9 protein-coding genes and 2 pseudogenes are annotated in these 13,410 nt (G+C 70.0%); 4 read left to right on the forward strand and 7 right to left on the reverse strand.

Annotation, left to right across the window (positions count from 1 at the left end):
* A partial coding sequence (locus ACFXAE_RS32600; RefSeq protein ID WP_384722188.1) for a hypothetical protein occupies window positions 1–679 on the forward strand: 679 nt, incomplete at its 5' end.
* A 43-nt stretch (window positions 680–722) separates the two neighbouring features.
* On the opposite strand, the gene ACFXAE_RS32605 is transcribed toward ACFXAE_RS32600, so the two are convergent.
* Window positions 723–1,301 carry a Dps family protein gene (locus ACFXAE_RS32605; RefSeq protein ID WP_384722104.1) on the reverse strand — a complete coding sequence of 193 codons (579 nt, stop codon included), beginning with the start codon at window positions 1,299–1,301 and terminating at the stop codon, window positions 723–725.
* 207 nt (window positions 1,302–1,508) lie between these two features.
* Here ACFXAE_RS32605 and ACFXAE_RS32610 point away from each other — a divergent pair, with 207 nt between their 5' ends.
* Window positions 1,509–2,387 (forward strand): ABC transporter substrate-binding protein, encoded by an 879-nt coding sequence (locus ACFXAE_RS32610; protein ID WP_384722107.1) that lies wholly within the window; start codon window positions 1,509–1,511, stop codon window positions 2,385–2,387.
* 53 nt (window positions 2,388–2,440) lie between these two features.
* Here the strand turns inward: ACFXAE_RS32610 and ACFXAE_RS32615 are convergent, their stop codons facing one another.
* Entirely contained in the window at window positions 2,441–5,206 is a 2,766-nt protein-coding gene (locus ACFXAE_RS32615; protein ID WP_384722111.1) for a SpoIIE family protein phosphatase, read from the reverse strand.
* A gap of 362 nt (window positions 5,207–5,568) precedes the next feature.
* A pseudogene (locus ACFXAE_RS32620) lies at window positions 5,569–6,087 on the reverse strand (transposase); the annotation flags it as partial.
* A 573-nt stretch (window positions 6,088–6,660) separates the two neighbouring features.
* On the opposite strand from ACFXAE_RS32620, the gene ACFXAE_RS32625 reads away from it, so the two are divergent.
* Together ACFXAE_RS32625 and ACFXAE_RS32630 are read left to right on the forward strand one after the other, a co-directional pair.
* The gene (locus tag ACFXAE_RS32625) at window positions 6,661–7,524 is read left to right on the forward strand and encodes an alpha/beta fold hydrolase (protein WP_384722114.1); all 864 of its coding nucleotides are present in this window, start codon (window positions 6,661–6,663) and stop codon (window positions 7,522–7,524) included.
* Window positions 7,525–7,885: 361 nt separating this feature from the next.
* A complete protein-coding gene (locus tag ACFXAE_RS32630; RefSeq protein WP_384722117.1) occupies window positions 7,886–8,710 on the forward strand; it encodes a short-chain dehydrogenase in 825 nt (274 codons plus the stop codon).
* A gap of 55 nt (window positions 8,711–8,765) precedes the next feature.
* Here ACFXAE_RS32630 and ACFXAE_RS32635 read toward each other — a convergent pair.
* From ACFXAE_RS32635 to ACFXAE_RS32650, 4 genes and pseudogenes are all read right to left on the reverse strand, one after another.
* Window positions 8,766–9,184, reverse strand: a pseudogene (locus ACFXAE_RS32635) (transposase family protein); the annotation flags it as partial.
* A 140-nt stretch (window positions 9,185–9,324) separates the two neighbouring features.
* Entirely contained in the window at window positions 9,325–10,389 is a 1,065-nt protein-coding gene (locus tag ACFXAE_RS32640; protein WP_384722120.1) for a porin PorA family protein, read from the reverse strand.
* Between the two features lie 24 nt (window positions 10,390–10,413).
* Window positions 10,414–10,890 (reverse strand): (2Fe-2S)-binding protein, encoded by a 477-nt coding sequence (locus ACFXAE_RS32645; RefSeq protein WP_384722123.1) that lies wholly within the window; start codon window positions 10,888–10,890, stop codon window positions 10,414–10,416.
* A gap of 27 nt (window positions 10,891–10,917) precedes the next feature.
* Window positions 10,918–13,128, reverse strand: a complete 2,211-nt coding sequence (locus tag ACFXAE_RS32650; protein WP_384722185.1) for a molybdopterin cofactor-binding domain-containing protein — start codon at window positions 13,126–13,128, stop codon at window positions 10,918–10,920.
* Window positions 13,129–13,410 lie beyond the last annotated feature (282 nt).

Genomic DNA, 13,410 nt, shown 5'->3' on the forward strand with positions numbered 1-13,410 from the left:
TGAGCTGCTGGACCGGCTCCACGCGGACCTGCTCCACTACGCGGGCGGACGGCTCGACGACGACATCGCGGCCCTCGCCGTGCGCTGCCGGCACAGCGGTGTCCGGAGCGGTAGCCCGGCGACCGCAGGCGGTCGGACCCTGCCGGCCCGCGATCGCCGACGGCACCCCGGTCGGATGACCCGGAGCAGGGGTGTGCCCCGAGCGGATCTGCCCGCTGGCGGGGCTGTCGTGCTCGGGGCGGAGTCGGCGATGTACCCGCTGAACCTCCCCGCAGAGCCGTTCGACGCGGCTCCCGCCCGGGTCGCCGTCCTGCCGGGACCGGAGCGGTCGCCGTCCGCGCCGTCTGTCCCTCGGAGGAGGAGGCGAGCGGCGGAACGCGGTGACGGGAATGCCGTCACACACTGCCCCGAAGGGGAAGCCACGGACAAGAACGCCCTGGTCGAAGCCGCCGCACGCCGAACCGCGGACGCGGATCAGCCCTCGGCGGCGGAGCAGGTGGAGCGGATGATCGACGCGCTCTTCGGCACCGTGGAGCACCCCGGCGTGATCGTCGAAGGGCTCAAGAGGGGCGGGGCCGTCACGGTGCTCGGGTTCGGTGCCTTCCACCTCGACGACGCCCGCGCCACGTTGCGGCCGGGCCAGGCGCTGAACGAGCACGTCAGCGGCGCCGTCGGCTGACCACCCGCGGGAAGGAACGGGCCGCGGCCCGTTCCCGTCCCGGTCAGGGCTGCTCGCGCGCCTGGTCCGCCGCCTGTCCTGCGGCGCCGGTCTCCGTGGTGGCGCCGTGTGTGCTGAGCCTGCCGCCGCTGGACTCCAGGTGGGCGCGTACGAACCACTGGAACAGCTCCAGACCCCGCAGTTGCTCGATGAGCATGTCCTGGGTGACCGGGTCGGACGTCTCGGTGGCCTGCATGGCCTCACGGTGGTCCTTGATCACACCCGTGTAGACGAGGTCCAGGGCACCGAGGTGCTCGATGGCTTCGGCCCGCCCGATCGAGTAGTCGTTCCAGGTGCGCTCGTCGACCAGGGCACCGGGGGTTCCCTTGGGCTCACCGCCGAGGGTGGAGATCCGCTCGGCGAGGTCGTCGGTCATGGACCGCACCTCGTCCACCTGAGGGTCGAGCATCTCGTGGACCGCGATGAAGTGCGGACCGACCACGTTCCAGTGGATGTGCTTCAACGTCAGGTGCAGATCGCTCAGCGCGTGCAGGCGCAGCTGCAGCATCGCCACGATCCGGCTGCTGTCCTGCGTGCTCATACCCGGCACGGTGTACGAGAGGTCGGAACCCTGAGAGGGCACGGCACTACTCCTCTGTTCGTCCTATGCGGCGATGAACACAAGAGCAGGCCCGGGGCGGCCCGTCGCGTGGCCGCGCACGACAGCCCGCGACTGTCACCGGAGCGGAGCACCCCGCCGGGCTGCGGGCCGTCCTCAGGCTCGGGCGGTCGCATCGTGTGTGGTGATTTATGGTGACGTCAGGAGCATGTCCCTACCGGAGGTGCAATGATGCGCGCCGCGGCAGCGATCGTCTCCGGGGCTGTCAGTGTGGCGCTCATCGCCGTGACGTCGGCGTGCGACCAGGGCGGGTCGGAGGCGTCGAACGTCCGTTACGGTGACTGCCCGCTCTCAGGACAGTACGGGGAGTTCGACCTGTCGCCCGAGACGGCGGGCGCCCTCACGGTCAAGACGACCCTGCCCGCGCCCGGCTGGTGGAGCGGCGACACGCCGGAATCCGTGACGAGCGGATACGAGTACTGCATGGCGGCCAACATCGCCTACCGGGCCGGTCTCGACCGGGTGGCGGTGAAGAACGCCCCCTTCCCGGAGGTCGTGTCCGGCCGGACCGAGGACTTCGACCTGGCCCTGGCACAGATCACCATCACCCCGGAACGGAGCAGGGTCGCCGCGTTCTCCCCGCCCTACCTCTCCTCGACCCTGGGACTGCTCATCAGGGACGGTGAGCAGATCGACGAGGACAACATCCGCGACGTCCGCATCGGGGTGGCCGAGGGCACCACGGGCGAGGAGTTCGTCGCGAACCGCCTCAAGCCGACCAAGCCCGTGACCGCGTTCGCCAACGACCCGGAGCTGGTCACGGCGCTGAAGGAGGGACGGATCGACGCGGTCGTCCACGACACGACGATCCTGCTGGCGTATCCCCGGAAGAAGGAGGACAGGGTGCGCCTCGTGGGCCAGTACAGGACCGGGCAGAGCTACGGCGCCCTGTACCCGAAGGGGTCACCCGACAAGGAGGAGCTGGACCGGATCATCAAGCAGCTGATCGACGACGGAACGCTCGCCAAACTGTCGGCCGTCTATCTCGGGGCCGCCTTCGGCCAGGATCCGGTCAAGATCCCGTACCTCACCGTCGACGAAGGCTCCTGAACACCGCCGGGCCGCACCCGTGAGGGGAGCACCGGCCCCGTGTCCCCGCCTCCTCACAGGTCGGCCATCAGAAGACCGCCCGGGCCCCCGGTGGTACCGGCGTCCAGCGACTGCTCAGCCCAGATGATCTTCCCCCTGTCGGTGTACCGGGTGCCCCAGCGGCGCGACAGCTGGGCCACGAGGAACAGGCCACGGCCCCCTTCGTCGGTGATGGCCGCGCGGCGCAGGTGCGGGGAGGTGCTGGTGCCGTCGCCGACCTCGCAGATCAGACTGTCGCCGTCGCGCAGCAGTCGCAGGCTGATGGGGCTCGCTCCGTAACGGATGGCGTTCGTGACCAGTTCGCTGAGGATCAACTCGGTCGTGAAGGCGCTCTCGCCGAGCCCCCAGGACTCCAGCCTGCCGGTCGCCTCGGCCCGGATCCGGGAGACGGCGGCGGGGTCGTCGGGCACCTCCCACTCCGCGACCCGGTCCGGGTCCAGCAGCCGGGTCCGTGCGACGAGCAGGGCGATGTCGTCACTCGACCCGTCGCGCAGCATCGCGTCGAGCACCGCGCGGCAGGTGCCGTCCGGGGTGGCTCCGTCCGTACGGAGCAATGCCTCCCTCAGCATGCCGAGCCCGATGTCGATGTCACGCCCTCGGGCCTCGACCAGCCCGTCGGTGTACAGGACCAGTCGGCTGTCGGCGGCCAGCCGGAGTTCGGCCGTCTCGACCGGCAGACCCCCGCCCACACCGAGCGGCGGGGCGCCGGGGATCTCGGGGAAGGTCACGGAGCCGTCGGGCGACACCAGCGCCGGACCGGGATGGCCGGCCCGGGCCAGGACACACCGCCCGGAGACCGGATCGTAGACGGCGTAGAGGCAGGTGGCACCGGTGACGGCCTCGGTGTCCCCCTCGGCCGCCGCGTCCTGGTCGATCTGGGTGATCACATCGTCCAGGTGTGCGAGAAGCTCGTCCGGAGACAGGTCCAGCGAGGCGAAGTTGTGCACCGCGGTTCTCAGGCGGCCCATCGTCGCGGCGGCGTGCAGTCCGTGGCCGACGACGTCACCGACCACCAGGGCGACCCGGGCCCCCGGCAGCGGGATGACGTCGTACCAGTCGCCGCCCACGCCCGCCTGGGCGGGGAGGTACCGGTGCCCGACCTCCAGGGCGGACAGCTCGGGGAACGTCCTGGGCAGCAGGCTGCGCTGGAGGGTGACAGCCGTGGTGTGCTCGCGGGTGTAGCGGCGCGCGTTGTCGATGCACACGGCCGCCCGCGTGGCGAGCTCCTCGGCGGGAGAGAGGTCGTCCGACTCGAAGGGGTCCTGCTCCGAACGCCAGAACTCCACGACGCCCAGCAATTGGCCCCGAGCCCGGAGCGGCACGGAGATCATGGAATGGATCCCGTATTCGATGACCTTCCGGCTCTGCTCCGGGTCCTGGGCGCGCCATCCGTCGGCCATGGCGAGGTGCGGCACCAGGACCGGACGACCGGTGGTCATGCCTACGGACACGGGGTTGTCGGACACGTAGCGCAGGGACGTCCCGACCGGGTTGAGCGGCGCCTCCTCCCGGATGCCCGCGGCTGCGATCCGGCGCATCTCCGTACGCGCCCCCGTCGGCTCGTCACCGAGCAGCACGGGCTCGACCAACTCCACGGTGGCGAAGTCGGCGAAGCGCGGGACCGCCACCTCGGTCAGCTCCTCGGCGGTGCGCTTCATGTCGAGGGTCGTCCCGATCCGTGTGCTGGCCTCGTACAGCAGTTGCAGGCGCCCGCCCGCCACCTCCGCCCGGCCCGCGAGGGCGCGCAGCTCCGTGGTGTCCCGCAGGGTGGCGACGACACCCCCCTTCGGGCCCACCGGCCGCAGGCTGACCGCGAGCAGGAGGTCCCCGGCGAGAAAGACCTTGTCCGTGACCGCCCGGGCCGATTCCAGCAGCCTGGCCAGGGCCGGGCTCAGCCCGAGCGCCGTGACCGGCTTGCCCTCGGCCATCGGCGGCAGGGCGAGCAGTCGGCGTGCCTCGTCGTTGACCAACAGCAGGTTCCTGTCGCCGTCCGTGATGATCACGCCTTCGCGCACCGCGTGCAGCACCGCGTCGTGATGCTCGTACATGCGGGTCATCTCCACCGGCAACAGACCTCGGGTCTGACGTCGCAATCGTCCGCTGACCAGCGCCGACCCGCCCGCGGCAAGGAGCAGCGCGACACCGCCGGCCGCGAAGAGCACCGGGAGCTGGTGCTGCACCACGCTGGTCACCTTGTCCACCGTGACCCCCACGGTGACGAGGCCAACCGTGGTCCCCTCCTCGTCGAAGACGGCCACCGTCGAGTCGACCGCCTTTCCCAGACTGCTGTCGAACGTGGTCTGGTAGGGCTCACCTTCGAGCGCCTCGCCGTAGGGGGCGGAGACGTGCTCCCCGATCTGGTCCGGGTCCGGGTGGGTCCAGCGGAAGCCGTAGGGGCTCAGCGCCACGACGTAGTCGACGCCGGTCCTCTTGCGCACTGCTTCGGCATGGGGCTGAAGCGCGGCGGTCGGGTCGTCGCTCCGCATCGCCTCCGCCGTGCCCGGCGCCTTCGCGAACGACTCGGCCGCCACCAGCGAGCGATCACCGGCCTCCTGGATGGCGCTGTTGCGGTCCTGGATCACGAGCGCCACCACGGCCGTGACGATGAGCAACAGCACGACCACCAGTTGCAGCAGGAAGACCTGACCGGCGACGCTGCGCGGATTCAGCAGGGACAGGACGCGCCGGCCGGCCGAGCCCCGCTGCCCCTCCGGGCCGGCTTCCGGCGGCACCCGGTTGCCCCGCCGGCCCACCAGGACGTATTGCCGAAGCTTGCCCATTTGTCCAGTATCAGTGACCCGCCCGGTGCGCGCGGCTCAGGACGGTCCTGCCGGGCGGTGCCGCAGTGAACAACAGGGAGAGTGTCCGTCCGGACCCGTCGGCGGGCGAGGCACGGCGCGCCACGGCTCGCCGGGCCGCCGGCCCTCGCCATGCGGGCGCTCGCGGAGCTTGCCCAAGCCGCCCTTCACCGTGGCCTTGATCGCCGAGACCCCGCGCTCCGGCCTCGAGTGTCCCCGAGCCGTTACTGACCCACACTCCTAATTAGAACTCCGTTAGGTTGTTCTGGCTCTTGGGTTTGGGCTGGTGAGGGATGCCCTGGGCAGGGGGCGGTGGCAGGTGGTGCAGGTGCCGGTCCAGCAGTTCAGCAGGTCCTGGAGGGTGTCGAGGATCTGGTAGGGGGTGAGTCCGCTGTATCGGCTTTTGGAGCCAGTCGCTGTTCGGTGAGGAAAACGTGGGCGGCGGTCACCAGGGGGACGTGGTGGTGCCATCCGGTCCAGGAACGGCCCTCGAAGTGGTCCAGGCCGAGGCCGTGTTTGAGTTCCCGGTAGTCGTGCTCGATGCGCCAGCGGATCTTGGCCAGACGGACCAGTTCGGCGATCGGGGTGTCGGCGGGCAGGCTGGACAGCCAGTGGTCGGTGGGTGCTTCGGCGCCTTCGGGTCATTCGGCCAGCAGCGTGACCTCGGGCAGGACACCGTCCCACGAACCCTCCCGTGCGGTGGCGGCGGCCCGGGCCAGGCGGCGGGAGCGGACCCCGGCCGGCCGCACCCGCAGTGCCAGAACGTGCGAGCGCATCGGCCCGCGGGAGCCTTCACGCCAGGTGACCTCGGTGAATGCCTGCCGTCCGTGGCTTGCGGCCAGGACGGACACGGAGGACGGCTTGGCCCCTCCAGCACGTTCTCGTCCGGCCTTGCCTCGGCGCCGAGCTGCCACATCCACGTTACGGAGAGCTCTTCCGGCTCGGGTCATGCCGGTGCTCAAGCCCCTCATCAGCGGTCCGTCGATGCCTTCGGGCCCGGTGACGCCACCCCCGGATCATCGACAACAGGAGGGGGAAGTCATGCCGGACCCGAAGGCCGGAGGCCCCGTTGCGGAGCCACGAAAAAGGTAACGGGGGAGGAGTGGGTAGCGCTGTTGCCAGGTCTCCTGGGTTGGTTCGGGGAAAGGCTGTTGCCGTTGCCGCGCGGCGAAGTGCACAAGCGGAAGGACTCGTCGGGGTAGTGCGGATGATCTTTCACTGAGTACTGTGAAGCATTGAATGAGGGGCAGCTTGCCTCAAGTTGCCCTCGTGGCTCGGCACTTGACCGTTGGCGTTTGCCGTGCACGAAAACGTCCCCGTGGCGGGGATGGTGCGTCGCGGGACAGCGACTCGTTCCCCGGCCTCGGCCGTGAGGCGGTTCGCGTTGCCGGAACCGGCAATGCGCGTGCCGTCGACGCCAGAAAGTGAGCAGACAGATGCAACCGACGTTCGTACTGGTTCACGGAGCTTTCGCGAACTCCTTCTCCTTCGCGCCGCTCCAGGCCGAACTCGGCCTCCTCGGATACCGCTCCGTCGCCGTCGACCTTCCGGGGCACGGCTTCGCGGCGACATACCCGCGCGCCTACCAGGCACCGCAGGACCTCGAAGGGCTCGCCACCGCGCCCGGGGCCCTCAAGGGCGTCACACTCGCCGACAACGCCGCGCACCTCATCGGGATACTGGAACGAGCCAAGCGGAACGGGCCCGTCATCCTCGTCTCCCACAGCCGGGGCGGCATGACGGCCACCGTTGCGGCCAATCGGCGGCCCGACCTGATCGACCGCATCGTCTATGTCTCCGCCTGGTGCCCCGTCGACCTCGACGTCAGCGCCTACTACGCCGAGCCCGAGATGGCCACGGTCGACACCACAGGGCTGGCCTCGGCGATGGTCGGGAACCCTGCCGAGCTCGGGCTGCTGCGCTCCAACTTCCGCACCGCCGACCCTGGCGTCCTCGCGGCCTTCAAGGCGGCTTTCCTCGCCGACGGGACGGACGAGGAGTTCATGGTTTTCCTCAACACCTTCCAGCCCGACGAGAACCTCGACGCCGGCACACCCGATGACCGGGCACAGGCCGACACCTGGGGGCGGATCCCCAAAACGTACGTCCGGCTGGCTGAGGACAGCAGCGTGCCGCTCGCCATGCAGGACCGGATGATCCGCGAGGGCGACGCGCTGACGCCGCAGAACCCCTACGACATCCGTACGCTCACCAGCAGCCACCTGAAGTGGCTGGTCGACCCGGCACCGGCGGCCCGGCTCCTGGGGGAGGTCGCCGCGCTCTTGCCTGCCGACTCATGAACAGTCCGCCCGCTGCCCGGCGTGATGAGCAGGGTCAGCGGGCGGCAGAGGCCTGCACGACGACATGAGTCTTGGTGATCGGCCCGCCGCGGGAACGGCCAAGAGCCTCGCCTGACGCACCGCCTCCAGCAAGGACCGCAGGGCTGCTGTGGTCGGGTCCATGGCCGGGGTCCTGGTGGCCGTGGTTCGGGGTCTGCGCAGTGCCCGGTCACGATTCCGACCACGGCTGCCAGACGACGGTCAGGGGTTCCGGGTGTGCATCCGCCGACCCGCTGGTCGGAGTCGATGGCGGGTCGCCAGATGGGCGCGGTGGGGTCGTGTTGGAGGCCTGCGCCGGTCACCGGACGCGCACCTCCTGGTCGTGGCCCGTGACTTCTCTGGCGCGCGGCTCACTGCGCAGCTCGGCGCGGGCGGGCACAGGGTCTCGCGCGTCTCGGCGGACCTCGGCTCGCTGGCCAGTGTCCGCTCGGCTGTCGGCGAGATCCGCGACCGGCTGGAGCGCGGTGACCTGCCGCCGCTGCGCGGCTTCGTGGGCAACGCGGGCATGCAGTACACGAACGCGTTGACCGAGGGACCCGACGGGTTCGAGTCCACCTTCGCCGTCACCGTGCTCGCCAACCACCTGTTCGTCCGACTGCTCCAGGATCGCTTCACCGCTCCCGCCCGGATTGTGATCACCGCCAGCGACACCCACTTCGGCGACTTCGAGCACAACCTGGGCATGGTGCCCGGCCCGGCCTGGAAGTCCCCGGACGTCCTCGCCCGCACGGGCGCCTTCCCCAAGCCGGACACCGCAGCCGCCGGGCGCACCGCGTACTCGACGAGCAAGCCGGTCACCAGCTACCTCGTGCACGAGTACGCGCGTCGGCTGCCGGCCGGAATCGACGCCGTCACCTGCAACCCGGGGTTCGTCCCCGGCATCGGCCTCGCCCGCAACGCCGGACCCCTCTCCCGGTTCGCGATGCGCCGCATCATGCCGGTGCCGGCCCTCACCCCGCTCGCCACCAGCCGCAACGCTGCGGGTCGCTGCCTCACCGACTTCAGCGGCATCTCGCCCCACTTCCGCCCCCCGACGGCGCCTGATGAACGCCCCCGGCCGCCGCACCGAGATGACCATCCGTTTCGTGATCCGGGACCAGATCACCGGCACCATCGGCCGGCCCACCGCAGCTTGAACCAGGACTGAAGACCTGAGCCGGCCACGCCCTGGCACCACGTCGGATACCCACGTGCCCGACAACGTGACAGCGCCCTCGCGAGAACCACAGGGGTGTTCCGTCCGGGGCGGTCACGACCTGCACGTTCATTCCGTGACGGCGGTGCTTCATCGGGGAGTACGGCTCGTCCGCCGCGATACGGTCGGTGGCGATCAGGGTGCCGTCGAGAATGACGAACCCCTCCGGCGGCAGCTCGCGCAGAGCCTCGTGCAGGCTCGGCGAGAATGCCGACCGTTTCGCTCACGTAGCGACCGGCGGTAGCGGTGGATGACGCCGAAGCCCGCGGCGACCTGGGCCGGGGTCTCGTTCTCGTGCAGGTGCACCAGGACCAGCAGGGCCTGCCGGAAGCAGCCCGGCCTGCGCCAACGGGAGTTCAGCTCACACCTTCGGGCGCAGATGAGCCAGGAAACGTGCTCGACGACCTCGTGCGGGACGTCGGGCATGGCCCGATATGGGACCAACAGGGTTCCTGTGCCGAGGCGTTGGCGAGTGAGATCACCAGCCGCAACGACCAGGGGACCTGCCACGTCACGGCCCCCGACCACCAGCCGTCATCACCCGCTGACCACAGGATGAGAAGCGTTCACTCGGTGGCACCTCTTGCGGAGGCCGCTGTCGCGGTAGCGGGGCTTCCCGATGCGGAGGTGTCCGTCCGGCGCCTCCGCCCGAGTATGAATGCGATCAGGAGAAGCACAAGGGCGGTGATGATCAGGGCGAGTGGTGCCGTGTCGGTCAGGAGGGTGAGTATCAGGCCGGCGTCCGCCGCCTTGTCGCCCAAGTCCCTCGAGCTCTCGGGAGTGATCTCGAAGGTGAAGGCAGACACCGGGAGCAGAGGGGTCGACGCATTGGCGACAGCGGTGGTCGCCACGACTTTCCTGTTCACGGTCTGATCGATGGCGATGCCGGTCTGCTGGTCGACGTAGGCGACCAGTGTCGACCGACCCAGGTAAGTGAGCGGCACGGGGTCCGGCAGCGCGGCCAGCGAGGCAGGCGTGAGAAGGGCCCGGGTCTTGGGGCCGAGGGTGGGCACCAGGCCCGCGACGAGCTTCTTCGGCAGGGCGGCCGGGAGCGGTTTGAGCACCGCGGGGTCCTTGACGGGCGCCGATACCTCGATCTCGTAGACGTTCACTGCACGGCCCTGGCGCTGCGCGGTTCCGGTGTAGCGGACCGGCACGATCGAACGGGTCGTCGCGTCGTAGTACGTGTAGGAGTCGTCCTGGGCGGCGTCCGGTGGGAAGGCCGAACTCAGCGCGCCCCGCGAGGGTTCCGCCGGTGTCGAAGCCGGTGGCGACGTGCCCTTTCTGCTCTCCCGGTCGATGGCGTACGTCTTCGGGCTGGGCAGGGACTGCTCGCCGGCGTGGACCGTCATCACGTCCTCGACCACGGCCGTGTCGCCGTGTGTGGACATGACCCGCACTCGCCGGTCGGCGGTGACGGGGATGCCGGACCGGAGCGCGTGCGCGGTGTCCCCGGACTGCAGGGCCTTGCTGTCGAGCATGGTGGCCTCGCCCGCGTAGTGCACGGTCTGGTCGGTGTCACCGGGCAGTTTCGTCGCGTTCGGGGCGACGACGAGGCGCAGGACTGCCGCGACGGTGGCCAGGATCACGGCCACGGTGGTGAGCACGATTGTCGGACGACGAGCGGACACGGCGTCCTCCCCTCACTTGTCTGGTCACATGTTTTCGGCGCCGGCTTTGATCGCTTCACGGATACGTGGGTAGGTGCCGCAGCGGCAGATGTTGCGGATGCCGTCCAGGTCGGCCTCGGTGATCGGGCGACCCTCCTCCCTGACGCGGCGGACCAGGGCGACGGCGGCCATGATCTGGCCGGGCTGGCAGTAACCGCACTGGGCCACGTCCTGGTCGAGCCAGGCCTCCTGCATCGGGTGCAGGTCGGCGCCCACGGTGGCCGGGAGTCCTTCGATGGTGGTGACTTCGTCGGCAGGCCGCAGGTCCTTCACAGGGATGGCGCAGGGGTTGGCCGCCCTGCCGTTGAGGTGGCTCGTGCAGGCCTTGCAGACGTTGATGCCGCAGCCGTACTTCGGTCCGGTGACGCCGAGGACGTCGCGAAGGACCCACAGCAGCCGCTCGTCGTCCGGGACGTCGACGGTCACCTGTTCGCCGTTGAGGCGGAATGTGTGCTCGGGCACGGGAGCTCCCAGACGGTTCAGGGCACTTCAGCGGACGTGGTCCAGGCCGTCGGTCGGTGACGCGGGGACGGGCGGGACGGTGGGTTTGGGATCGAAGGAGAGGGTGGCGTGATTGACGGGGAAGACCGTGGGCATGGCGCCGGTGGCGCGGCCGTACGCGCAGGCGACCGCGGCCATCGAGGCGGCGACGCCGAGTTCCCCCGCGCCGCCGGGTCTGCCGGTGCTGGGCGGCATCACGATGACCTGCAGCTCGGGCGGTGTGTTCCACTGCCGGGTGTAGAAGTAGTTGTCCCAGCTGGCCTCCAGGAAGTGCCCGTCGCGCAGGTGCAGGCTGGAGGTCAGAACCAGGGCGATGCCGTCCATGAGGCAGCCCATCATCTGTGCTTGCAGACCACGCGGGTTGACGGCGAGGCCCACGTCCACCGCGATGACCGCCTTGGTGACGCGAGGGCCGGCGACACCGTTGCGGATGGGGCGGTTGACGGTCTCGGGGCGGCAGTCGAGTTCCACCAGCACCGCGCTGGCGGAGTGGTATTCGGAGTGGAAGGCGATGCCCTGCGCCGTATCGGCGGGCATGCTCCGGCCCCAGTTCCCGGCCTCGGCGACCTTGTCCAGCACGGCCCGGTTGCGGTCGTCCCGTAGGAAGTCGTGCCGGAACCGGTAGGGGTCCTTGCCCATTTTGGCGGCGAGCCGGTCGACGAGGAGTTCCCGGGCGCAGGTGACGTCGGGGGAGTAGACGTTGCGCATGCTGCCGGTGTTGAAGCCCCTGTCGGTCTCGCTCAGGAGCCGGCTGTTGGCGCCGAAGTCGTAGGGCATCGACTGGGAGAGCTGGAAGAAGGTCTCCGAGAACCCGATGTCACCCACCGGCAGTTTCGCGGCCAGGGCGGTGAAGATCTCCCCGAGGCCGTGGCTGAGGTCGGTGGAGACGCTGGTGTGCCGTTGCTTGTAGCCGAGGACGGTGTTGCCCAGGTAGGAGATGCGCACGCGCGAGGTGGCCATGGGGTGGACGCGACCCTGGCGGGAGTCGTCCGCGCGGTGCCACATGAGTTTGACCGGCTTGCGGATCCGCCGGGAAACCTCGACGGCCTCCAGCGCGGCGTCGAAGAAGAGCTTGCGGCCGAAGGAACCGCCGCCCTCCGTGACATGCACGGTCACCGCACCGAGCGGCAGGCCGAGCCTGGTGGCGATCGCCTCCTTCGCGACGATCGGAGCCTTCAGGCTCGACCAGACCTCGGCGCGGTCAAAGCGCACGTCGGCGATCGCGCAGTTGGGTTCCAGCGCGCTGTTGCTGCGGAAGTGGAACGTGAACCGTTCCTCCACACTCGGTGTCAACGGCGGCAGTCCGAGGGGCAGTTCGGCAGCGCGCAGCTCCTCGAGCACGGACTCGTCGGATTTGCCCTCGGCGCTGCCGGGCTTCCACGACACCCGCAGGGCGCGTACCGCGTCGATGCACCGGCCGAAGGTGGCCGCACGCACCGCCACCCCGGTCGGTATCACGACGACGTCGGTGACACCGGGCATGGAACGGACCTCGGACAGGTTGGACACCGATCCGACCTTGCCGTTGATCGTCGGTGGCCGGCACACCATGGTCGGCAGGGCGTCCGGGACGTCCAGGTCCATCGTGAACTTCTTGCCTCCGGTGACCGCCGCGCGGGCGTCGACGCGGTTGTGCGGCTTGCCGATGATGGTGAACATGTCGCGGGGCTTGAGTGAGACGGCCGTCTGCTCGGTCCGCACGCCCGCCGCCTTCCGGGACAGCGTCCCGATGTCGGCGCTCCGGTTCCCGGGTCCGGTGACGACTCCCGCCTCCCAGGTCAGCTCGGTGACGGCGGTGCCCCATTCGGTCGCCGCGGCTTGGAGCAGCCGGTTCCGGGCGATGGCGGCGGCCACCCGGATCGGGGTGTAGGTCGAGAACGTCGTGTTCGATCCGCCGGTGAGCTGATTGAACAGCAGCTCCGGGCGCGCGTCGGCCAGGGTGATGCGCACCCGTGTGAGGGGGACGCCGAGTTCCTCGGCGATCAGCATGGCCGTCGACGTGGTGATGCCCTGTCCCACTTCGGTCCGCGGCAGCGCGAAGGAAACGGTGCCGTCCGTGTTCACCTCGACCGTGATCAGGCCGGACGTCGGCAGGGCCGCCGCCGTCATCACGTCGTTGAGGTCGACCAGTTCCGTGATCTCCGGCGAGGGGATGTCCGCCCGCGCCTCGGACGCGGGCACGAGCTGGGCCGCCGTCATCAGTGTCGGAGCGGCCAGGACGTACCCGAGGAACCGGCGTCTGGCGAAGGGCTGCGCAACGGCGTCCTGCCGCGACGCGCGATCGGTGTCCGTCACCGGCGGCCTCCTGCCCGTGCGGCCGGTTCCGCCGACGGCTGTGCATGGCCGGTGGCCTGAGCGGAGCGCAACCGTGTCGTTCCGTTACGGGGCGATGTCGTCATCGTCTCAACTCGGGTTCGTGGTCGGAGAGCTCACACGTCGGTACGGGGTGGCACGGCCGGTGTCGGAGAGCTCGAGGGATAT

Origin of the sequence: Streptomyces sp. NPDC059454 (assembly GCF_042749965.1) — a bacterium.
Classification (GTDB): Bacteria; Actinomycetota; Actinomycetes; order Streptomycetales; family Streptomycetaceae; genus Streptomyces.